19 protein-coding genes are annotated in these 21,047 nt (G+C 64.1%); 7 read left to right on the top strand and 12 right to left on the bottom strand.

Going from position 1 to position 21,047, the window contains the following annotated elements:
* Positions 1-28: 28 nt before the first annotated feature.
* Entirely contained in the window at positions 29-946 is a 918-nt protein-coding gene (locus AAG612_RS14815) for a CsgG/HfaB family protein (RefSeq protein ID WP_342511467.1), read from the bottom strand.
* A gap of 328 nt (positions 947-1,274) precedes the next feature.
* Between AAG612_RS14815 and AAG612_RS14820 the strand changes: the two genes are divergently transcribed.
* Positions 1,275-2,021, top strand: coding sequence for a hypothetical protein (locus AAG612_RS14820; protein WP_342511469.1), 747 nt, complete (start codon positions 1,275-1,277; stop codon positions 2,019-2,021).
* Positions 2,022-2,036: 15 nt separating this feature from the next.
* On the opposite strand, the gene AAG612_RS14825 is transcribed toward AAG612_RS14820, so the two are convergent.
* Positions 2,037-2,969, bottom strand: coding sequence for a LysR family transcriptional regulator (locus AAG612_RS14825; protein ID WP_342511471.1), 933 nt, complete (start codon positions 2,967-2,969; stop codon positions 2,037-2,039).
* 224 nt (positions 2,970-3,193) lie between these two features.
* On the opposite strand from AAG612_RS14825, the gene AAG612_RS14830 reads away from it, so the two are divergent.
* Together AAG612_RS14830 and AAG612_RS14835 are read left to right on the top strand one after the other, a co-directional pair.
* Entirely contained in the window at positions 3,194-3,616 is a 423-nt protein-coding gene (locus AAG612_RS14830; protein WP_342511473.1) for a (R)-mandelonitrile lyase, read from the top strand.
* Positions 3,617-3,651: 35 nt separating this feature from the next.
* Entirely contained in the window at positions 3,652-4,524 is an 873-nt protein-coding gene (locus AAG612_RS14835; protein ID WP_342511475.1) for an aldo/keto reductase, read from the top strand.
* Between the two features lie 70 nt (positions 4,525-4,594).
* Here AAG612_RS14835 and AAG612_RS14840 read toward each other — a convergent pair whose 3' ends face one another.
* The 4 genes from AAG612_RS14840 to AAG612_RS14855 form a co-directional block, all read right to left on the bottom strand.
* Positions 4,595-4,909 (bottom strand): DUF6481 family protein, encoded by a 315-nt coding sequence (locus tag AAG612_RS14840; protein WP_342511477.1) that lies wholly within the window; start codon positions 4,907-4,909, stop codon positions 4,595-4,597.
* Positions 4,910-5,149: 240 nt separating this feature from the next.
* Complete coding sequence (gene lepA, locus AAG612_RS14845; RefSeq protein WP_342511479.1) at positions 5,150-6,985, bottom strand: translation elongation factor 4; 1,836 nt, start codon at positions 6,983-6,985, stop codon at positions 5,150-5,152.
* A 124-nt stretch (positions 6,986-7,109) separates the two neighbouring features.
* Positions 7,110-7,334, bottom strand: a complete 225-nt coding sequence (locus tag AAG612_RS14850) for a hypothetical protein (protein WP_342511481.1) — start codon at positions 7,332-7,334, stop codon at positions 7,110-7,112.
* Positions 7,295-9,784, bottom strand: a complete 2,490-nt coding sequence (locus AAG612_RS14855) for a putative bifunctional diguanylate cyclase/phosphodiesterase (protein WP_342511483.1) — start codon at positions 9,782-9,784, stop codon at positions 7,295-7,297. The genes AAG612_RS14850 and AAG612_RS14855 overlap by 40 nt, the downstream gene beginning before the upstream one ends.
* Positions 9,785-10,071: 287 nt before the next feature.
* Between AAG612_RS14855 and AAG612_RS14860 the strand changes: the two genes are divergently transcribed.
* On the top strand, positions 10,072-10,977 hold the full coding sequence (locus AAG612_RS14860) for an alpha/beta fold hydrolase (protein WP_342511484.1): 906 nt from the start codon (positions 10,072-10,074) through the stop codon (positions 10,975-10,977).
* Between the two features lie 49 nt (positions 10,978-11,026).
* Here AAG612_RS14860 and dnaN read toward each other — a convergent pair whose 3' ends face one another.
* The 5 genes from dnaN to AAG612_RS14885 form a co-directional block, all read right to left on the bottom strand.
* Entirely contained in the window at positions 11,027-12,154 is a 1,128-nt protein-coding gene (gene dnaN, locus AAG612_RS14865) for a DNA polymerase III subunit beta (protein WP_342511486.1), read from the bottom strand.
* Between the two features lie 191 nt (positions 12,155-12,345).
* Positions 12,346-13,107, bottom strand: coding sequence for a 3-oxoacyl-[acyl-carrier-protein] reductase (fabG, locus tag AAG612_RS14870; RefSeq protein WP_342511487.1), 762 nt, complete (start codon positions 13,105-13,107; stop codon positions 12,346-12,348).
* 83 nt (positions 13,108-13,190) lie between these two features.
* On the bottom strand, positions 13,191-15,095 hold the full coding sequence (locus tag AAG612_RS14875; protein ID WP_342511489.1) for a beta-propeller domain-containing protein: 1,905 nt from the start codon (positions 15,093-15,095) through the stop codon (positions 13,191-13,193).
* 79 nt (positions 15,096-15,174) lie between these two features.
* Positions 15,175-16,110: an ACP S-malonyltransferase gene (fabD, locus tag AAG612_RS14880; RefSeq protein WP_342511491.1), complete on the bottom strand. Its 936-nt coding sequence runs from the start codon at positions 16,108-16,110 to the stop codon at positions 15,175-15,177.
* Between the two features lie 24 nt (positions 16,111-16,134).
* A complete protein-coding gene (locus AAG612_RS14885; RefSeq protein ID WP_342511493.1) occupies positions 16,135-16,965 on the bottom strand; it encodes an LD-carboxypeptidase in 831 nt (276 codons plus the stop codon).
* Between the two features lie 144 nt (positions 16,966-17,109).
* On the opposite strand from AAG612_RS14885, the gene AAG612_RS14890 reads away from it, so the two are divergent.
* The 3 genes from AAG612_RS14890 (at position 17,110) to AAG612_RS14900 (ending at position 20,010) form a co-directional block, all read left to right on the top strand.
* Positions 17,110-18,540, top strand: coding sequence for a glutamate ligase domain-containing protein (locus AAG612_RS14890; RefSeq protein WP_342511495.1), 1,431 nt, complete (start codon positions 17,110-17,112; stop codon positions 18,538-18,540).
* 93 nt (positions 18,541-18,633) lie between these two features.
* Entirely contained in the window at positions 18,634-19,362 is a 729-nt protein-coding gene (locus AAG612_RS14895; RefSeq protein ID WP_342511497.1) for a hypothetical protein, read from the top strand.
* Between the two features lie 360 nt (positions 19,363-19,722).
* Entirely contained in the window at positions 19,723-20,010 is a 288-nt protein-coding gene (locus AAG612_RS14900) for a hypothetical protein (protein WP_342511499.1), read from the top strand.
* Here AAG612_RS14900 and AAG612_RS14905 read toward each other — a convergent pair.
* Positions 20,007-20,969: a DUF808 domain-containing protein gene (locus tag AAG612_RS14905; RefSeq protein WP_342511501.1), complete on the bottom strand. Its 963-nt coding sequence runs from the start codon at positions 20,967-20,969 to the stop codon at positions 20,007-20,009. The genes AAG612_RS14900 and AAG612_RS14905 overlap by 4 nt on opposite strands.
* Positions 20,970-21,047: the final 78 nt, after the last annotated feature.

Here is a 21,047-nt window from a genome sequence, read left to right on the forward strand (position 1 = left end):
CACGTCCCCTCCGCTCGATGTCCGCACCTTAGCGACGCCGCCGCTTGGAGCGCTTCAGATCGTCGATATCGTCGTCGCTCACCGGACGAGCGATCGCTCCGACCGGGATGCCATTGGCAAATTCGGTCACCGCCACCGCGCGCGAGAAGGCCGACTGGACTTCGGTCACCTGGATCGCGCCGAGCTTCTGCCCGTCGATCTTGATCATGCCGGTGCCCGAGGGATCGGGGATCTCGCTCGCCTCGCCGTAGACCATCAGGTAATCGTCCTGGCGCAGCGCGCCCTCGCCGAAGTTGAGGATGATGGAGCCATCGCCCTGCACCGCGGCGATCTGGATCGGGAAAATCGCGGTGACGAGGCCGGTGGCGATCTTGTCTGCCGAGGCACGCAGCAGCGCGGCGGCATCGATCTGGCTGCCGCCGCCGCAGACCGTCGCGGACTTCTGCTCTTCGCTGATGCGCGTGGCGTAGCGGACCTCGCCAGTGTTCGTGTCGGTAATGCGGATATCCGCTTCCATGCGAACATTGGTGTTATAGCATTCGGAGCGCGAACGGTTGTTCCCGCCGAGCATGCCGCGCAGGAGCGTATCGCCCAGGTTCGACTTGTTGGTCGCCGAGATCGACGAGATCGTGCCGTAAATCAGGTAGTCGACCCCCTCGAAGCCGCCGGTCTGGCCGGGCCGATTGGTGGTCACGACACCGCCATTGGCAAGGCCCTGTTCCTCCAGCAGCGTCGCCAGCCGGGCGCGCTCGATAATCCGGAACTTGCCGCTGCCGATGATCGCGGTTTCGAGCATCGCGATGAAATTCTCGTCCTGATTGCCGCCCGTCAGATCTTCCATCTGCGCGATGCCGACCACCGGGCGCGTATCCTGTGCGGCAACCGGCGCACCGAGCGCGAAACACGCAGCGATAAGTGCCGACACCGCGGCAAACAGACGTAGCATTGAGTACCCCCCCTAAAGCCTCGCGCCTCCGGCCCCCGCCAGAGCAACGAATCGCGATTGATTATGCAGAACAAATCGAATTTGTCACCTGCCTGCCTTCGATTAGGGCGCGCGTGACGATCTGGACTTTGCGGGAGGCCCGCAACTACCTGAAAGGTCGTGCCTTTTCATTGCCGCCCTCATCGCCAGTTTCGCAATTCCCGCCCGCCGCCGAACAAACTCTGTCCTACAGTGCCAGTTTCCGGGCATAGACCCCGCCCCTTTTCGCATCGGACGACTGCCCCCCATGAGCATCCGACCATGAATATCCGACCATGAGTTTCCGGCCATGACCCGCCGCGCCGACAATCGCGAGGAGCGCCTGCCCGTGCCCGCTGGCGAACTGCCCGACTTCGTCCCCGTCCCCCGCCAGACCGACCGCCACGATGGCTGGACGCCCGAGCGCCAGCGCCGCTTCATCGCCGCGCTCGCCGATACGGGCTCCGTCCACGCCGCGTGCAAGGCGGTCAACATGAGCCAGGCCGGCGCCTATTACCTGCGCCGCCAGCCCGGCGCGGAGAGCTTTCGCGCAGCATGGCAGGCGGCGATCGACCTCGGCGTGCAAAGAATCGAGGATGTCGCGATGGACCGGGCCCTGAATGGCGTCGACGTGCCCGTCTACTCCTACGGCAAGCTGGTCGGCACGCGGACCACCTATAACGACCGTCTGCTGATGTTCATGCTGCGCAACCGCGCGCCCGATCGTTTTGCGGAAGGCCGCGCAAAAGGCCTCAACGCGGTCGGCCAGATGGAGCTGAAGCGGCTCAAGAAACAATGGCGCGAGGAGTACGAGCGCGAGCGCGCGCAGGGCGGCGAGCAGCGCGTGTACGATGCGATCGACGCGAAGCTGAACGCGGCGCGCGACAAGTGGCTAAACGCCCTGAGCCCCCGCGCCCGCGCGGCCTGGGACGCCTTCAAGGCGATCGAGGCCGAGGACGAGGCCGCAGGCTACCGCTGGTGGGAAGACCCGGAGCACCCGAAGTACGATGCGGGGGCAGATGAGGATGAGGATGAGGATGAGGGTTGGCGGATATGACGCCAACGTCCTTCCCTAGCCGGACCTTTCGCTGACCTGGTATGACCGGAGCGGTTTCATTTCGCGAATAAGGTCAATCAAGAGCCGCAGCGCCGTAGGGACCTGTCTACGGCTCGCATAGTAGGCGTAAAATCCCTCGCCCAATGATGCCCAATCCTCCAGTACGAACTCCAGTTCACCGCGGTCGACGTGCCTTCGCAATACCGGCTCCGCGCCATAGGTAATTCCGCAGCCCGCGATCGCGAGCCCCATCCCCACATTGCTCTCATCCACGGTCAACGGGTGCGGCGGCTCGACGGAGATTGCTTCGTTTCCGCGCTCGAACTCCCATTTGTAAATCTGGTCGTTGCCCAGCCGGATGCCGATACACTGGTGGCCCTCAAGCTCGGTTGGGTGCAATGGCCTGCCATATCGATCGAGATAATGCGGCGCGGCCGCCGCCGACCAGCGTATTGGGCCGGACAGGGGGCGAGCGACCATGTCTTCGGGTACGGTGCCACCATAGCGAATACCCGCGTCGAAACCTCTCGCCGTGATATCGAGCAGGCGATTATCGACGCTGATGTCGATCTCGATTTCAGGATAGCGAGAAACGAATTCCGGCATCACCGGCACGATCAGTAATGGCACTGCATCACCCAGCGCATTGATCCTGATCCGGCCTGCCGGACGGTCCCGCAATCGGTCAAGCGATTGCGATGCTTCCCCGATGGCGCGCATCGGCCCGTCGATCGCCGCCAACAGATCCTCGCCCGCCGCCGTGAGGGTGACACTGCGAGTGGTTCTGTTCAACAATCGCACGTCGCGGCGCGTTTCTAGCGCGCTCATCGCGTGGCTGAGCGCGGATGGCGTGACACCGATCTCCTGCGCCGCCCTCCGGAAGCTGCGATGGCGCGCGATAGCGATGAAATAGGCGAAGTCCGCGAGGTCCGTTCTGCTGATCTGCATCCATCACCCGATAGCCGATTGCTGAATGCGCTTCATCACTTCATTGCCGCGCGGCCATCTTATCCCCGTGAGCGACGCCCATTATTTCCAGAGCGAGCCAAGTGTGGACGGGAGATCCGCATTGAGAGGACCGAAACATGGCAAACCGGAAGATCGCAGCTGCAATCGCATTGGCAGGCACAACAGCGGCAAGCGCACTAACCACTCAGCCAGGAGATACTGATATGGAAATCACCCGCAAGGCCGACCAGGACGTAGTCGAGGGACCGGAAGACCTGTTCACCGGCAAGGCGACGATCCGTGGAAATTTCAGCCGCGAGGACCCCTCGCGTCTCACCGGTGCGATCGTCACCTTCGAACCCGGTGCCCGCACCGCGTGGCACAAGCACCCGCTTGGCCAGACGCTGATCGTCACTGATGGCGTGGGCTGGACCAAGGTGGAAGGCGGCGAGAAATACGAATTCCACGAAGGCGACATCATGTGGTGCCCGCCCGACCGCAAGCATTGGCATGGTGCCACACCTGACAGTTCGATGACCCACATCGCGATCCAGGAAGCCCTCGACGGCGAAAATGTCGTTTGGATGGAGAAGGTCACCGACGAGGAATATCTCGCCGGTGAGCCGATCACCGGCAAGCCGGACTGATTAACCCCGCCCCCCATTAAACGAAAGACCCCTCAATGATTCTGCAAGAAACCTACACCCTCAATAACGGCATCATGATTCCCAAGATCGGCTACGGCACGTGGCGTATCGACGATAACAAGGCCGCCGAAGCGGTGCGCGAGGCGATTTCCGTCGGCTATCGCCACATCGACACAGCCCAGGCCTACGGAAATGAAAACGGCGTGGGCGAAGGCATCCGCGCCTCCGGCATCGCACGCGACGAGCTGTTCGTCACCACCAAGCTACAGACCGAGTACAAGAGCTATGGCGAAGCCCGCGACGCGATCGACGGATCGCTGAAAACCATGGGTCTCGACATGATCGACATGATGATCATCCACAGCCCCCAGCCGTGGGAGAACTTCCGCGAGGGCGACCATTTCTTCGAAGGCAATCTGGAGGCGTGGCGTGCGCTGGAAGAAGCGTTGGCGGCGGGCAAGCTGCGCGCGATCGGTGTCTCGAACTTCGAGGAGGCCGATCTCGACAACATCCTCGCAAACAGCAGCGTTAAGCCCACAGTCAACCAGTTCCTCGCCCATATCAGCAATACGCCGTTCAAGCTGATCGAGCATACGACCAAGGCGGGAGTGCTGTGCGAGGCCTATTCGCCTATCGGCCACGGAAAGATTCTCGACCAGGACGACCTGAAGGCGATGGCTGCAAAGTACGACGCCAGCGTCGCACAGCTCGCCATCCGGTATTGCCTGCAACTCGGCCTGCTGCCGCTGCCCAAGACGCAGACGGCCGATCACATGCGCTCCAACGCAGCAGTCGATTTCGAGATCACCGATGCGGATATGGAGACGCTAAAGAACCGCGCGCCCATCGAGGATTATAGCGACGCGGGCGACTTCCCAGTCTTCCAGGATAAGGCCCGACGCGACTAAGGAAAGCAGGAGGGGGGGGGGGCGCTCGCGCATCCGGGCAGCTCCACGAGAACTAACCGCCCCTCTACCCCTACCCCTTCTTCCGCTTCTTGCGCGCAGCGTACTTGGCGTCGCGGGCGGCTTTGCGCTCGGCCTCGGTTGGCTCGGGCACGTTGGCGGCGGCCTGCTTTTCTTCCTTTTCTGCCTTGGCCTCAGCGATCGCGGCCTTGCGGGCGGCGCTCTTTTCGGCGGCGGCGGCGTCGCGCTTTTCCTGTGCGGCCTTGCGCCGGGCGACCTCTTCGGGGTCCATCGGCTTCTTCGCGGCCAGCTTCTTCAGCGCCTTCTCGCGGCGCGCCTGCGCCTGGTCGGCGCGTTCCTGGAACGTGGGTATCTTAAAACCTGCCATAGCGGGTGTCGTTATCCTTCGTGGGGCCGGCGGGTGCGCCGGCGTGGATTGATGCGGGCGTGGATTGCTGCAGGCAGGGGGCTGTGTGGGTCAGCGAGTGAGCGGTTCGGGCAGGCGGGTGCCTACTCCTCCCCCATCCGCAGCGCGGCGATAAACGCCTCTTGCGGAATGCTCACATTCCCCCCGGCCTTCGCCGGGGCAGGCCGCCCTGCGGGCGCTCCCGCATCCTCAGAATGAGGGTCACTCTTCCCCCATACGGAGCGCTGCGATGAAGGCTTCCTGAGGGATCGAGACGTTGCCGTACTCTCTCATTCTGGCCTTCCCCTTCTTCTGCTTCTCCAGCAGCTTCTTCTTGCGGCTGATGTCGCCGCCGTAGCACTTGGCGGTCACGTCCTTGCGCAGCGCGGCGATGGTTTCGCGGGCGATCACCTTGCCGCCGATCGCGGCCTGGATCGGGATCTTGAACAGGTGGCGCGGGATCAGGTCTTTCAGGCGCTCGCACATGCCGCGGCCGCGTTCTTCCGCCACGCCGCGGTGGACGATTAGCGACAGGGCGTCGACCGGCTCGGCATTGACGAGGATGTTCATCTTCACGAGGTCGCCTTCGCGCAGGCCGATCTGCTCGTAATCGAAGGAGGCGTATCCGCGGCTGATCGACTTCAGGCGATCGTAAAAATCGAACACCACTTCGTTCAGCGGCAGCTCGTAAGTCACCTGCGCGCGCCCGCCGACATAGGTCAGGTTGGTCTGGATGCCGCGCCGGTCCTGACACAGCTTGAGGATGCTGCCGAGATATTCGTCGGGGGTGTAGATCACCGCCTTGATCCACGGTTCCTCGATCATCTCGATCCGGTTTACGTCGGGATAGTCGGCCGGATTGTGCAGCTCGATCACCGTCGCATCCTCGGTCTTCGATTTGCCGAGGTGGATGCGGTAGACCACGGATGGCGCGGTGGTGATCAGGTCGAGGTCGTATTCGCGGCTCAGGCGCTCCTGGATGATCTCGAGGTGCAGCAGGCCGAGGAAGCCGCAGCGGAAGCCGAAGCCCAGCGCGGCGGAGCTTTCGGTCTCGAAGGTGAAGCTCGCATCGTTGAGGCGCAGGCGCGCGATGCTCTCGCGCAGCTTGTCGAAATCGGCGGCGTCGACGGGGAACAGGCCGCAGAACACCACCGGCTGCGGCTCGCGATAGCCGGGCAGCGCCTTGGTGGCGCCGTTCTTGACCGTGGTGATGGTGTCGCCGACGCGCGCCTGCTCCACCTCCTTGATCTGCGCGGTGATGAAACCGATCTCGCCCGGGCCGATCTCAACGAGGTCGACGCGCTTGGGGGTGAAGGCGCCCACCCGGTCGATCAGGTGCTGCGTGCCGCCCTGCATGAATTTGACGTTGAGGCCCTTTTTTAGGACGCCGTCGATCACGCGCACGAGGATGACGACGCCGAGGTACGGGTCGTACCAGGAATCGACCAGGCTCGCGGTCAGGGCTGCGTCGCGGTCGCCCGTGGGCGGCGGGATGCGCGCGACGATCGCTTCGAGAACGTCCTCGACGCCGATGCCCGATTTCGCGCTGGTGAGCACCGCGCCGCCGTTCTGCCAGGTGCCGGTGGCCTGGATGCCGACGATCTCCTCGATCTCCTCGGCGACCCTTTCGGGCTCGGCGGCGGGAAGGTCTATCTTGTTGATAACGGGCAGGATTTCGTGGTCGTGCTCGATCGACTGGTAGACATTGGCGAGCGTCTGCGCCTCCACCCCCTGCGCCGCGTCGACCACCAGCAACGCGCCCTCGCACGCGGCGAGGCTGCGGGAGACCTCGTAGGCGAAGTCGACGTGGCCGGGCGTGTCCATCAGGTTGAGCTGATAGGTCTCGCCATCATTGGCGGTATAGTTGAGGCGCACGGTCTGCGCCTTGATGGTGATGCCCCGCTCGCGCTCGATATCCATGTTGTCGAGCAGCTGCTCGCTCATCTCGCGCTCGGTCAGCCCGCCGGTGAGCTGGATCAGCCGGTCGGCGAGCGTGGACTTGCCATGATCGATATGGGCGATGATGCTGAAATTGCGTATCTTGGAAAGGTCAGTCATTGTGCGGGTGCAATAGACCGACCTTGCCGCAGTGTCAGCATGTTTGAACGACTGTATCGCGATCAGCACAAATCCGGTGTGGTAGCGGCATTGTCCGCAGACGCCATCACCAGTGCTGGCCCGTTCAAGCCTGCGCGGACGAAACCGCCGAAGGTTCTCTCGCTATCGCCCTCTGACCGCCTCGCTCGCTCTTCGTTTCGGGCAGGTCGAAGAAGCCGCGCTGGTCGCGCCGCAGCGCCTGCGTGAATTGCACGCCGATGCGGTTTTCCTCGCACCATCGCACCTCGGCATCGACTGCCAGCCGCTCGCTCAGCGCGATGCGGAATCGTGTCCCTCGGGCACGTTCCACAGCCCTTCGATCAGGGCACCGCTGGCCGACATGTTGCGGATCGTGGCGTTGTAGAAGTCCTCGTCATGCTGCAGCACCACGCGGCGCAGCATCGCCTGACGCGGATCGCGCGACAGGCGCGGGCCGGTTGCGCTGATCGCCAGGCCCTGGCCCAGCCGTTCATCGGCCTCTTCGGTCGAGAGCGGCCTGGAATAGATATAGCCCTGAATGTGGCTGCACCCGTGCAGACGCACCAGCTCCAGCTCGTCCAGCGTTTCGACACCTTCGGCGGTGGTATCCATGCCCAGAGCGCTCGCGAGGCTGCTGATCGCTGCGATGATCGCGCCGTTGCGGCTGCCCGGCATGGTGGCCCCGCGGACGAACCCCTGATCGATCTTGATCTTGTCGAACGGCGCATTTTTCAGATAGCCGAGCGAGGAATAGCCGGTACCGAAATCGTCGAGCGCCAGCCGGACGCCCACTCTCTTGAGCGCGGCGAAGGTGGCATCCGTGCCCGCATCATCATTGAGGAAGACGCTCTCGGTAATTTCCAGCTCCAGCCGCGATGGCTCGATCCCCGCCTTGGCGATGGTCCGCGCGATCATGCCTGGCAGGCCGGCATCCGCGAATTGCAAGGGCGAGACATTGACCGCGCAGCGAACATCCGCGGGCCAGCGGGCGAGATCCGCGCAAGCCTGCTGAATAGCCCATTCGCCGATTGCCACGATCAGGCCCGCATCCTCTGCCACCGGCACGAACTTTTCCGGGCTGATCCAGCCATGCTTGGGGTGGTTCCAGCGAAGCAGCGCCTCGAAGCCCGAAATCTGTTCGGTCGAGGTGTTGACCACCGGCTGATAGTGCAGTTGCAGGCTGCCTGAATCGATCGCCAGGCGCAGTTCCTCTTCTAGCTGGTTGCGCTCGCGCGCGGCCACATGAAGCTCGTCCGAGAACAGGCGATAGCGCCCGCGCCCCGCATCCTTCGCGGCGTAGAGGGCAAGGTCCGCACTACGGATCACCCGCTCGCTCGTACCGCCATGATCGGGCGCCAGCGCAACCCCGACAGACACGCCGATAACGATGCGCTTGCCATCGATCGAATAGGGCTGCGACAGGGCATGGATAATGTCTCGCCCAAGACTTTCGATGGTCGTTTCGTCACAGCGGTTCGGGATGACCACCTGGAACTCGTCGCCCCCGATCCGTCCGACCGTGCCGATCGTCCCCACGACCTTTTCCAGCCGCCGCGCCACCTGGTTCAGCAGGGCATCGCCGGTCGGATGGCCGAAGGTATCGTTGACGTGCTTGAACCGGTCGAGATCGAGCATCAGGATCGTGCACGCGCGCCTGCTAGCGGTGGGGTGGGTCAGCAGTTTCGACAGGATCTGCGAAAGCGAATGGCGATTGGCGAGCCCGGTGAGCGAATCGAACAGCGCGAGGCGCGAGGCACGCTCCGCGCTCCGTCGACGCTCGGTCAGATCGGTGCCCGATCCCCGGAACCCGCAGAAATTGTCGAAGCCGTCGAAGATAGGACGTCCGTTGACCGCCCACCATACCGCGCCCTCGCCATCATCGGCTTCACCGCGCACCGGCAGTTCGTGGAATGGCGACTGGGCGGTGAAGTGGAACTTGATCGTGCGTTCGGCCTCGCGGTCCTCGGGATCGACCTCGAACACGTTGGTGAAGATCTTGCCGATCAGCTGATCGTGGTCGAAGCCATAGCGCTGGGCGAATTCGGCCGAAATGTAGACGATCCGGCCATTGTGGTCGGTCTCCCAGAACCATCCCTGTCCCGTGGCCTCGTAATCGCGCATGATGTCGATCGAGCGGTTGCGCAGTCGCTCCTGCGCCTCGTCCGCCTGCAGGCCCCTGCGATCGAAGTGCTCCTGATAGACGGCGATGCCGACCCCCGCAGCGACCGCGATGAGAAATGCGAGCCCGACCATGTAGTCGCCCCCCATGACCCAATACACGGATAGCGGGGCCCACAGGCCCAGCTTGGCGAACAGTACCGGGAAAGGCCGCGCGGCGAGGAACACTGCGGACATGCTGCCCACGCCGATGATCGAAGCGATGCCGAACGCCAGCGGCAGACCGCCATGCTGCATCCAGTGCGCGAAGCCGAACCCGATCAGCACATGCGGCAGAACTCCAAGACCCGCGACGATGACAAAGCGGCGGACCGGATCGTCCTCATCCACTCCGCGGGAGAACGAAAAAAGCAGGCCGGCGAGGAGGAAAGCGCTGATAGCGGGAACGCTCGGCAAGCTTTGCGTTATCAAGCCCGACACACTCGAGGCGAGCAACAGCACGATGGCGAGCATCGGCCACTGGACAGGCAGAACCGGCGTATTTTCGGGATCATCCGACTGGAGAGCGGCCTTTCCGGCATCGTCCTCACGGCGGTGAGCAGGCATGGCGCCGCGCCGCCGCTCGCGCGCGGGCGCGTCCTTGATCTCACCTGCGGCGCCCACTTGCTCCGCATCCCTGGCCTTAACCCTCGCCGTCATGGATCGCAGTATGCCAAAGATCGTCTGTGAAAGGATGAAGCGAGATGCCTAGCATGGGGTTAATGCGGGCGCTGATAACATGTCGCCAATCGACACCTCGGGCGCGCCCCTTGTGCCCGGCTGCGCCAAAGGCCATCAGGCCTGCGTGCTATTCGAAACGGGGATGCCGATGGACCCGGCACGGGCATCGGTGATCATCCGGTTTATCCCAGAGAATGCTTCTTTTTCATCGACTTAAGGGGTTTCAAGAAATGATCCGTTTCGCCGATCTCGACCTGTGGGCGCCCGGCTGGGGCCTGGTCGGCAACGCCGCCGACCAGGCCGAGCGCCCGCAACTCCGAAGCGGCAAGCACGGTGGCCCGTTAAGCGCGGAAATCTCCTTTGAAAAGGTTGACGGAATGGAGCTGCGGGTGGCGCGCTGGCGGCTCGACAAGCCATCGGAACACCCGCCGGTGCTGTTCTTCAACGGCATCGGCGCGAACATCGAGGCGGTCGCTCCGCTGGCCGAGGCGCTGTCCGAACGCGGCTTCATCATGTTCGACATGCCGGGGACCGGCGAATCGCGCGACCCGGTGATGCCCTATAATCCTTTCACCATGAGCTGGACGGCACTGTCGCTGATCGAGCGCTTCGGCCTCGAAAAAGTCGACGTCATGGGCATGAGCTGGGGCGGCGCAATGGCGCAGCATTTCGCGCTCCAGCATGCCGGGCATGTGCGCCGGGTGGTGCTGGCGGCGACTTCGCCCGGCATGATGATGATCCCGGGCGATCCCATGATGCTGGCGCAGATGGCCGATCCTTTTTCGGCGATCAACGAGATGCTGATGCGCGAATATCTGACCGCGCTGGACAATGCCGACGAACGCAAGCTGGCGCGCAATTCGATCGGTAACATCAGCGCGCCCAGCAGCACGGGCTATTTCTATCAGCTGATGGCGCTGGCCGGCTGGACGAGCCTGCCCGCCCTGCCCTTCATGGACAAGCCGGTGCTGGTGATGATGGGCGAAAGCGACCCGATCGTGCCGCTATCCAACGGGCAGCTGCTCGCGTGTATGATCCCGGACGCGCGCCTCGAAGTCTTCGAAGGTGCGGGCCATCTGTTCCTGATGACTCACCCGAAGGATTCGCTGCGGATGCTCCGCGAGTTTCTGGGCTGACAACCTCGGACGCCCACTCGCGGACAGGTTGGCTGCGTTGCGTGCTGCCCTACACCCGCATCGGCATCAGGACATACAGCGCCGGGCTGTTTTCGTCCTTGCGGATCAGCGTAGGCGCGCCTGCATCGGCGAGGTGCAGTTCGACCATATCGCTGTCGATCTGGCTGAGAATGTCCTTCAGGTAATTGGCGTTGAAGCCGATCTCGAACCCGTCGGACTTGTACTCGGCCGCAATCTCTTCTGCGGCGGTGCCGTTGTCGGGGCTGGTGACCGACAGCGTCACCTTGTCCGCCTCGAGGCCCATCTTGACCGCGCGGGTCTTCTCGGTGGCGATGGTCGCCACGCGGTCGACGCCTTCGTAAAAGCTCTTGGGATCGAGGCGGAGCAGCTTGTCGTTGCCCGTCGGGATCACGCGGCTGTAATCGGGGAAGGTGCCGTCGATTAGCTTGCTGGTCAGCACCACACCGCCCTCGCCGCCAAGCGCGAACCGGATCTTGCTGGCCGAAAGATCGATCTGGACGTTCGAATCGAGCGCCTCTTCGAGCAGCTTGCGCAGTTCGGCCACGGCTTTGCGCGGCACGATGACGTCGGGCATGCCTGCCGCACCTTCCGGCCGATCGATCGTATAGCGCGCCAGCCGGTGGCCGTCGGTCGCCGCGGCTTTCAGGACCGGGCGCTGCTCGTCGGACACGTGCAGGAAGATGCCGTTCAGGTAATAGCGCGTCTCTTCGGTGCTGATGGCGAACCGCGTACGGTCGATCAGTTCGGCCAACTCGCGCGCAGGCAGCTCGAAACTGGTTGGAAGCTCACCCTCGACGATCACCGGGAAGTCGTCGCGCGGCAGCGTGGGCAACTGGAAACGGCTCCGACCCGCCTTCACAACCATACGGTTATCGGCGGTCTCGAGGCTCACCTGGCTGCCGTCGGGCAGCTTGCGGGCAATATCGAACAGCAGGTGCGCGGAAACGGTGATCGCCCCGCCGCTTTCGACGCTCGCCGCGGTCATGGTTTCGACCACCTGCAGGTCGAGGTCGGTCGCCATGACCTTGACGCCGCCGCCTTCGTCGGCGTCGATCAGCACGTTGCTGAGGATCGGGATGGTGTTGCGCCGCTCCACGACCGACTGCACGTGGGACAGGGAGCGGAGCAGCGTCGCGCGTTCGATGGTGGCCTTCATCGGTCCTTCTCTCGTCTCAATTGCGCATCGATAGCAGCGGAAACTCCCCCTTCGGGTCCGCCCAGCGCGAGAATCTTATCCGGTTTCCTTATCGCGCCTGCCCGCGTGGGCAAGGATCAAGCGCGAGTCTGCCGGAAAACCCGGGGATAAGGCGTTGAGCCTCCAGTGGCTAGCCCTTCCCCGATGCAATCCTAGCTCAGCATCGCCATGCCGCCGTTTACGTGGAGCGTCTGCCCGGTAACGTACGCCGCCTCGTCGCTGGCGAGATAGGCGACCGCCGCACCGATCTCGTCGCCCTCGCCCATCCGGCCTGCCGGGATGCGGCCTTCGATGGCGGCCTTCTGCTTGTCGTCCAGCGCGTCGGTCATCGCGGTCCGGATGAAACCGGGCGCGACGCAGTTCACCGTGATGCCGCGGCTGGCGAGTTCCTGAGCGAGGCTCTTGGACATGCCGGTCAGGCCCGCCTTGGCTGCGGTGTAGTTTATCTGGCCCGGATTGCCGGTGGTGCCCACGACGCTGGTGATCGAGATGATCCGCCCGGAACGCGCCTTCATCATCGGGCGCGCGGCGGCGCGCATCAGGCGGAAGGCGGCTTCCAGATTGATGCGGATCACCTGATCCCATTCCTCGTCCTTCATCCGCATCGCAAGGTTGTCGCGCGTGATGCCGGCATTGTTCACGAGGATGTCGAGCTGGCCCAGCGTGTCGATCGTGGCGGGCACCAGTTCCTCGACGCTCTCGGCGTTCGAAAGGTCGCAGGTGATCTCGACATGCGCGCCGCTGTCGTGCGCGTATTCGTCGTTGAGCTGGTCGCGGAAGGCGCGCAGCTTGTCGCCGTTCGAGCCAGAGAGCGCCAACCGGGCGCCCTGCGCGGCGAGCGCCTTCGCAATGGCCGAGCCGATCCCGCCGCTGGCGCCGGTGACGAGCGCGGTTTTTCCTTCGAGTGAGAACAAGGGGTCTTCTCCGCAAACTGTGCAATATCCATCACGCCTTCGCGATCCGCGCAGCGATGGTCAATGGTCGGCGCCAAAAAGCGCTAGCGCGGCATGAAATCCACCCGGCGGACTTCCTCGATCTCTCCGTCGACCATCCGGCCCTCGACGATCTCGTAACCCATCAGCGCGAAGATGCGATCGCCGATGAAGATCGGGCGCGCGTTGCCATACCAGTCGATGCATAAGGCTTCGCAATCCTCCACGTCTTCCATCGCCTGCGCGGCGGAAATCACGCGCTCGTCCGGCACGGCGGCAAGGCTTCCCGCCGGGGCGAGCTTGCCGGCATTCCGACGCAGGAAGAACATCTCGGACGAGGAGCCGAGGAATTCGAGATCCAGTCCGTCCAGCTCGCGCGCGACGGGCAAGGCCATGACACCATCGGAGCCTTCGGGATCCCCGGCATCCGGACGGAAGAAGAACGCATGGCTGCGGTTCTCGCCCTCGTCGGCAGAGGGGAGCGCGAAGCTGTCTGTCACGGTCGCGGTACGGCGTTCCGCATCGAGCGCGATGGTCGAAAAGCCGAGCGCATCGTCCGGCCCGGGGCCGATTACCACGCCATCCTCGCCCAGCCGGTCGATCCGCGAAACCCTGTGCGGCAGCGCAATCCGCTCCGCCCAGCGCCGGTCGAGCGGCACCACGAACAGCTCGGGCGTCTCGTCCTCCTCGCCGTAAAAGCCGCCGCCATAGAGCAGGAAGCGCCCGACATAGCGATTCTGCGTGCGCCACCCCTCGGGCGTCGGCAAGGCGCGGTATGCCCCCGGCGGCACCTCGACCGAACCGTCCCCGAAATCGTCGAGCGGGATGGAGACCAGAAATGTCGCGCCATCGCTGAACTCGGGTTGCCACATCCCCTCCCCCAGATCGTCGTCGCGCAGCAGCACCAACAGGTTCCCGGTCTCTGCGTCTTCGAGGAAGGAGAACTGGTCTATCGGGGAGCCACGCGCGGCAACGGCGGTCATCGGCTCGCTGTCGCGCATGGGGATGCGGTAGAGCGTATCGGCGTGATCGACCTTGCCCGCAGCTCGCGCCGCGTAGCTCCACGATTCTCCTCCGGTCCAGACATAGGCGGCATCGGCGCTGAAATAGGAATTGCGCGAATACGAGCCGACGACGGCGCGGGTCGTGCATGCCATCTCCTCGCGCGCAAGATCGCAGGAGGTGATCGCGTGCAGGATGTCGTAGCGTGGATCGGGATTGGCCAGCGCGATGTCGCCGATCCCGATCTGCGGTCTTGGCCCGGCAACCCGGACGCGCGATCCGTCCGCCTGCCTGCGCTCCAGATACGGCAATTCCTCGCGCCAGTCGGTGCCGAAGTCGGTCGGCGTGTAGGTCAGCAGGTGCCCGTCGACGAGCCGCGAAGCGTAATTGCGCGAGGAATAGTAATCGTCCGAGCGCAGGTAATGCGTATCGCGATAGGCGAGCCTGCCGTCCTCCGAGAGCGAGAAGCGCGAGATTTCCGTTCCGCTTTCGCCGTAGGAATAGCCGATCACGACCACGACATCGCCGAACAGCAGCATCTCGTCGTACCAGGTGTCGTCCGGGTCGTCGTCGCCCGGCGGATAGACCGCGATCGAATCGATTTCCTCCAGCGCACCGCCGCCGTGGCGGATCGTGTGCAAGCGCCCCTTGCGCAGGACGAGGATGTGGTCGGTCGTGGCCTTGACGATCCCGCCCTCGTCGACGCCCTGTTCCTGGACGTTGGTGATGGGGACCGCTTCCATCCGCGAGCCCGTGACGACGATCATGTCTTCGTAACCGGATTGCTCGCGGCGCTTGCGCTCCCGTTCGGCCTCGCGCTTTTGGGCGCGCGTATAGGCGTCGATCTGCGCATCGCTCTCGAACATCGCGACGCTCGACCTGTCGTCAGGAGGCGCCGGAAGCGTCGCACACGCGGACAGGAAAGCCGCTGCGAAAGCCGCCGAAGCCAGATTGCCGAACCGCCCCATGCTCGCCCTCCATCCCTGACCGGAAGGCTCTCACCTCCCGCGGCCCGTGGCAAGCGGGAATGCGAGGGTTCGCTGTGCGCTAAAGCTCCTTCGCCAGCGCTTCGAGGTCTTCCATGGTGATGCAGCTGGCGACCTTGGCTTCCTTGTCCGTCCGGCTCACCATCGGGCCGAGCACCTTGCCGCCCAGTTCCACGAAGTGCTCGATCCCGTCGGCGCGCATCGCGAGCACGCTTTCGCGCCAGCGCACGCGGCCGGTGATCTGGTCGACCAGCAGGTCGCGCTCCTCCGCCGAGTCGGAGACCTTGGCTGCCGTGACATTGGCATAAAGCGGCAGGTCCATCGCCGAGGGGCCATTGTCCTTCAGCGCAATGCCCATCCGCTGCGCGGCGGGCTTCATCAGCGAACAGTGGAAGGGCGCCGACACCTGGATCCGCACCGCGCGCTTCACGCCATGGTCCTTGGCCATGTTCAGCACGCGCTCGATCGCTTCGGCATGGCCGGAGAGCACGACCTGCGAGGGATCATTGTCGTTCGCGATCTCGCACACCTGGCCGTTGGCGGCCTCGTCGGCGACCTTCTGCGCGGTCTCGATATCCGATCCCAGCAGCGCGGCCATCGCGCCCACACCGATCGGCACGGCATCCTGCATCGCGATGCCGCGCAGGCGCAGCAGCCGGGCGGTGTCGGCCAGCGAGTAGGCGTTGACCGCACACAGCGCGGTGTACTCACCCAGCGAATGGCCCGCGACGCAGCTGCCTACATCCTTCAGCTTCACGCCGAAGTCTGTTTCCAGCACCCGCAGCGTGGCGATGGCATTGGCCATGATCGCGGGCTGGGCGTTGGAGGTGAGCGTGAGTTCGGAGTCCGGCCCCTCGCGCATCATCGTCGACAGCTTCTGGTTCAGCGCGTCGTCGACCTCCTGAAAGGCTTCGCGCGCGGCGGCGCTGGCGTCGGCAAGATCGGCACCCATGCCGACCTTCTGGCTCCCTTGCCCCGGGAAAATAAAAGCTCTCATAAAATCTCCTTGTCGGGCCGGGGACTAGGAACCGCGCGCCGGGCTGGCAAGGCCGAAGGGGACGATGCGGTTGCTGACCGTGTGCCCGATTTCGGCCCGGCCGAGGTAGGGGATGCCCGCCCGCGCGCACCAGTATTGCGCGATTTCCTCCGCACTCTGGCCGAATTCGCGGTCGTTCTCCGGCACGTTGGTCACCGCGCCTAGCCGCAGGCCCGCGACGCGCGGCAACGTGTTGGAAAGGCTGAAGAACAGCCGGTCGACGGCATAGAGATGCTCGCTCACCTCCTCGACCATCACGACATGGCCCGAAAGATCGGGCAGCAGCGGCGTATCGACCAGCATGGCGAGCGTGATGAGGTTGAACGCGACCGTCGGCGTCTTGCCATCTAGATGCGGCTCCAGCCCGCTGCCATCGCCGGAGAGCCAGCGCAGCACCCGGCGCACGCCTTCACGCCCGCGCTCGCTGCGCGCACTGACCGGCATGGGGCCATGGACCGGCTGTCCGATCCCGTTACGGTAAAGCGCGGCGAGCATGTAGCCCATGTCGGAGAAGCCGACATAGGTCTTTTCGCGCGCCGCATCGTTCATCCGCGCGACCGCCGCCTGCGCGATCCGGTTGGAGCCATAGCCCCCCTTGGCGAACCACACCGCATCATATTTCGGGTCATTGGCGCATTCGACCAACGCGGTGAGGCGGGTGAGATCGTCGCCCGCGAAATGCCCCCAGCTTTCGAAGCACTGGGGATGCACATAGACGCTGTGCTCGGGGAATTCGTCAGTGACGAGCCGCTCTATCGCCTCGGCATGAGCGGGCGTGATTGCAGTCGCGGGCGCGCAGATGGCGATGCGTGTCATTGCGCGGTTGTATCCGCCAAATGCACCCCCGTCATCCCCGCGCAGGCGGGGATCCCGCTCTCTTCAGCGAAGGTGACTGGGAAAAAGCGGGACCCCCGCCTGCGCGGGGGTGACGAGTTGGTACAATGACAATAGGCAGGCCGGATGACCGACCTCCCCGACCCCACGTCCGACCTCACAGCCCGCCCCTGGTTCTTCTGCGGCATCGGCGGATCGGGAATGCAGCCGCTCGCGGCGATCCTCAAAGGGCGCGGCGCGGAAGTGGCCGGGTCGGACCGAAGTTTCGACCAGGGCCGCACTCCCGAGAAATTCGCCGCGCTGGAGGCCCAGGGTTTTCAACTCTTCCCGCAGGACGGCAGCGGGATCACCTCGGAAAGCCAGGTGCTGGTGGCCAGCGCCGCGGTGGAGGACACCGTGCCCGAAGTCGTGCGCGCCAAGGAGCTTGGCCTGCCTCGCCTGACCCGCGCGGACCTTAACGCCGCTTTGTTCAACGCCGCCGAAACCGGCGTGGCGGTGGCCGGGACCAGCGGCAAATCGACCGTCACCGGAATGCTCGGCTGGATTTTGCACCACGCGGGCAAGCAGCCGACGATCATGAACGGCGCGGTGATGAAGAACTTCGTGTCGGATGACCGCCCCTTCGCCAGCGCGGTGGTCGGCGATGCGGACCTGTATGTCTCCGAAGTCGACGAGAGCGATGGCTCCATCGCGCAGTACAAGCCTGCGGTCGGCATCCTTCTGAACGTATCGCTCGATCACAAGAGCATGGACGAGCTGCGTCAGCTGTTCGGAGATTTCCTCGAAGCGTCGGAGCGCGGCGTGGTGAATGCCGACGACGAGGAAGCCTTCCGCCTCGTCGCCCACGCCAATGCGCCGCTGACCTTCGGCGTGACCAATGGTTGTGCCGCGCTCGGCATCGTCGAGGGTTCGCTGGCCGAGGGGCCGACGCGGCAGGCGGCGATGGTCCACGACAAGCGCGACGATAGCCAGCACGCGCTGACGCTCAATCTGCCGGGGCGGCACAATCTCTCGAACGCGCTCGCCGCGATTGCGGGCGCGAATGCGGCGGGCGTGCCGGTGGCAGATGCGGTCGCGGCGCTGGCCGAGTTCAAGGGGCTGGCGCGGCGGTTCGATATCGTCGGCACCTCCCCCTCGGGCGTTACGGTGATCGACGATTTCGGCCATAACCCGGAGAAAGCGGCGGCCACGCTGCGCACGCTAAAGTCCCACCCGGGCCGCGTGCTCGCGTTCTTCCAGCCGCACGGATACGGCCCGCTCAAACAGATGGGCGCCGAACTGGCCGAGACCTTCGCCCGCGAACTCGGTCCCGAAGACGTCACCCTGCTGTGCGACCCGGTCTATTTCGGCGGCACGGTCGACCGCTCCGAAGGTAGCGAGCGGATCGTCGACCTGATCGCCAAGAATGGCGGGAAAGCCATGTGCATCAACACCCGCGAAGGCTGCGGCGACTGGCTGGTAGCGAACGCGAAACCCGGCGACCGCATCGCCGTGATGGGCGCGCGCGACGATACGCTGAGCGTGTTTGCAAAGGATCTGCTCGACCGGCTCGGTTAGCTGCGCAAACCTGACAGCATTTGTCATCGCAGCCCTCATCGACAGGGTGCTGCGGGGCGCATTAGGCTCCCCGCAATTGGGGGGATGCAAACGATGAGACATGCGATAACGCTGGCTGCGACGGGGGTACTGTTGCTCGCCACGACCGCCTGCAATGCCGAGGAGCCGCTGGAGAACTGGCAAAAGACCCAGCATTTCGAACGCGCGGTGTCCGATTCTTCGCTGGCCCGCATGCTCGAACAACTCTCTCAGCAGACCATCACCGATATGGTCATTTCGCCCGATGGCCAAGGCTTTACCGAAGAAGCTGCCCACGCAAACTTCACTGCCGAAGAGTCGAATGCGCTGATCCGCTCCGCATTCACGCCCTATTCGCTGGAGATCAGCGAGTACGCGCATCGCACAATTGCAGCGGCACTCTCCCAGCAGGATATCGACGCGCTGTTTGCTGCGGGCACCGACCCCGACGCCATCAAATCGGTGATGTGCGCCTATGGCAGGCCGCCGATCGACGGTGTGGTCGACTGGGATGCCTGCACCGCAGAGGGCTTCGTCGACCTGCCCGAGCGTTTCAAGCAAGCCCACGCGCACTACACGACGGCCTACCAGGCGGTCATCGATAGCCCGCGCACGCAGACCTATTATGGCGGGCTGAGCTGCCGGGTGCTCGACAAGGTGCAGGCACGGCTGAGCGACGATACTTTCATGGTGGATTTTGGCGGGACGACGCTGGGGATGAGTGGCCAGCAGCACTACGACTGCCCGACCTACAAGGCCCAGCTCGACGTGCTCGACCGGGCGGCTGCGGCGCAGGATGGCTAGCGGGAACAGGCAGCCAGCTTGCCTTCATGAGCACTCGCGCCGATACCTGAAGCAGGTTTGCGAGATATGAGCAGGAGCGGCTGGGGTGAGCGTTTACGAAAATGCCGAGAGACACGCGAAACGCATCATTCTCGCTTTCGTTTGCTTTATTCCTTGGATGCTCATCACGACCCGGTTCCTTCCTTTCGAATGGGCTGGGGGATTGTTCGCGCTCGTATGGATCGGTCTAGGTCTTTGGACCTACAGCTACGTATGCCCGAACTGCGGCTACAGCGTTTTCAGGGCGTACGGGTTCTTCTGGCCGTGGCCGCGCTCAGAGTGTTGGAAGTGTCGACGCGATCTCACCGACGAGCAGCTTACATGACCGCCTACCGAGCCGCCCGCCGCCACGCGCTCAAGATGCTCGTCGGAGTTGCTATCGGCGTGGTGTTCATCATTGCGGTCGATGCATGGATCGGCCATTCGAGCATTGCCTTCGCGATCGTCATCTTCGGCCTGTTCATGGCCAATATCGGCATCCTCGGCTTCAACTGCCCGAACTGCCGCAGCAACCTGTTCTTTCGCGGTGCCATTATGCTGCCGTGGCCCAACAAGACGTGCAGCCGCTGCGGGACCGATCTGACGAAGGTGGCCGGGCCGGACGCCTAGTGCGCGCCCTCACCACCTTCTTCGTCGTGCCCCATGCCGAAGACCTTGTGCAGCACGAGGAAGATCACCGCGCCCAGCACCAGCCCGAGTAGCGCGGAGGCCGCTGCGTAGGTCACCCAGCCAAGAATGCCGCCGAGCGCGCCGGTCGTGCTTTCCACGGCATTCTCCAGCCCGTGCGACGCATCATAGAGCGTGTGGAAGCCCAGCTCGTGCGTGCCGTGCAGGATGATCCCGCCACCGACCCACAGCATCGCCGCCGTTCCCACGACCGACAGGATGGTGAGGATATGTGGCATCGCGTTGAGCATCAGCTTGCCGACCTTTTTCGCAAAATCGCCGGGCTTTTCCATCAGGTGCAGGCCGATATCGTCCAGCTTCACGATCAGCGCCACCGCGCCGTAAATACCGACCGTCACCGCCAGGCCGACCAGCGCCAGCACGAATGTCCGGGTCACGAGAGTCTCCGCCGCCACCTCGTTCAGCGTGATGGCCATGATCTCCGCCGAAAGGATCAGATCGGTGCGGATAGCGCCATCGACCCGCTTCTTCTCGAATGCCTTCTCGTCCTTGATCGGCTCCTCGATCGTCTCGCCGTGCTTCGCGCCGGTCAGCTTCTCGATGATCTTTTCCGCGCCTTCGTAGGAAAGGTAGCAGCCGCCCAGCATCAGGATGAAGACGATCGCCTGAGGCAGGAACTCGCTCAGCAGCAAGGCCCCGGGCAACAGGATCAGCAGCTTGTTCTTGATGCTGCCAAGCGCAATCTTCCAGATGATCGGCAGCTCGCGCGCCGGGGAGAAACCGGTGACGTAGCTGGGCGTGACGGCCGCATCGTCGATCACCACGCCTGCGGTCTTGGTGCCCGCCCGGCCAGCAGCCGCCGCCACATCGTCGACCGAAGCCGCCGCTGCGCGCGCGATAATCGATACGTCGTCCAATAGAGCGGCGAGGCCACCGGGCATTGCAATTCCTTTTCACTTTGTGCGTATGCCACGCCAACGCGGCAGAACCGTCTTTGGCACCGCATTGCTCGCAAGCGA

Origin of the sequence: Citromicrobium bathyomarinum (genome assembly GCF_038594605.1) — a bacterium.
GTDB lineage: Bacteria > Pseudomonadota > Alphaproteobacteria > Sphingomonadales > Sphingomonadaceae > Alteriqipengyuania > Alteriqipengyuania bathyomarina_B.

What these genes read in the sequence shown, in the direction of transcription:
- AAG612_RS14875 (WP_342511489.1), bottom strand. Translation starts at nt 15,095, where the DNA reads ATGGGGCGGTTCGGCAATCTGGCTTCGGCGGCTTTCGCAGCGGCTTTC.
- AAG612_RS14885 (WP_342511493.1), bottom strand. Translation starts at nt 16,965, where the DNA reads ATGACACGCATCGCCATCTGCGCGCCCGCGACTGCAATCACGCCCGCT.
- AAG612_RS14830 (WP_342511473.1), top strand. Translation starts at nt 3,194, where the DNA reads ATGGAAATCACCCGCAAGGCCGACCAGGACGTAGTCGAGGGACCGGAA.
- AAG612_RS14840 (WP_342511477.1), bottom strand. Translation starts at nt 4,909, where the DNA reads ATGGCAGGTTTTAAGATACCCACGTTCCAGGAACGCGCCGACCAGGCG.
- fabD (WP_342511491.1), bottom strand. Translation starts at nt 16,110, where the DNA reads ATGAGAGCTTTTATTTTCCCGGGGCAAGGGAGCCAGAAGGTCGGCATG.
- AAG612_RS14815 (WP_342511467.1), bottom strand. Translation starts at nt 946, where the DNA reads ATGCTACGTCTGTTTGCCGCGGTGTCGGCACTTATCGCTGCGTGTTTC.
- AAG612_RS14895 (WP_342511497.1), top strand. Translation starts at nt 18,634, where the DNA reads ATGAGACATGCGATAACGCTGGCTGCGACGGGGGTACTGTTGCTCGCC.
- AAG612_RS14820 (WP_342511469.1), top strand. Translation starts at nt 1,275, where the DNA reads ATGACCCGCCGCGCCGACAATCGCGAGGAGCGCCTGCCCGTGCCCGCT.
- lepA (WP_342511479.1), bottom strand. Translation starts at nt 6,985, where the DNA reads ATGACTGACCTTTCCAAGATACGCAATTTCAGCATCATCGCCCATATC.
- dnaN (WP_342511486.1), bottom strand. Translation starts at nt 12,154, where the DNA reads ATGAAGGCCACCATCGAACGCGCGACGCTGCTCCGCTCCCTGTCCCAC.
- AAG612_RS14860 (WP_342511484.1), top strand. Translation starts at nt 10,072, where the DNA reads ATGATCCGTTTCGCCGATCTCGACCTGTGGGCGCCCGGCTGGGGCCTG.
- AAG612_RS14835 (WP_342511475.1), top strand. Translation starts at nt 3,652, where the DNA reads ATGATTCTGCAAGAAACCTACACCCTCAATAACGGCATCATGATTCCC.
- AAG612_RS14825 (WP_342511471.1), bottom strand. Translation starts at nt 2,969, where the DNA reads ATGCAGATCAGCAGAACGGACCTCGCGGACTTCGCCTATTTCATCGCT.
- AAG612_RS14890 (WP_342511495.1), top strand. Translation starts at nt 17,110, where the DNA reads ATGACCGACCTCCCCGACCCCACGTCCGACCTCACAGCCCGCCCCTGG.
- AAG612_RS14905 (WP_342511501.1), bottom strand. Translation starts at nt 20,969, where the DNA reads ATGCCCGGTGGCCTCGCCGCTCTATTGGACGACGTATCGATTATCGCG.
- AAG612_RS14900 (WP_342511499.1), top strand. Translation starts at nt 19,723, where the DNA reads ATGACCGCCTACCGAGCCGCCCGCCGCCACGCGCTCAAGATGCTCGTC.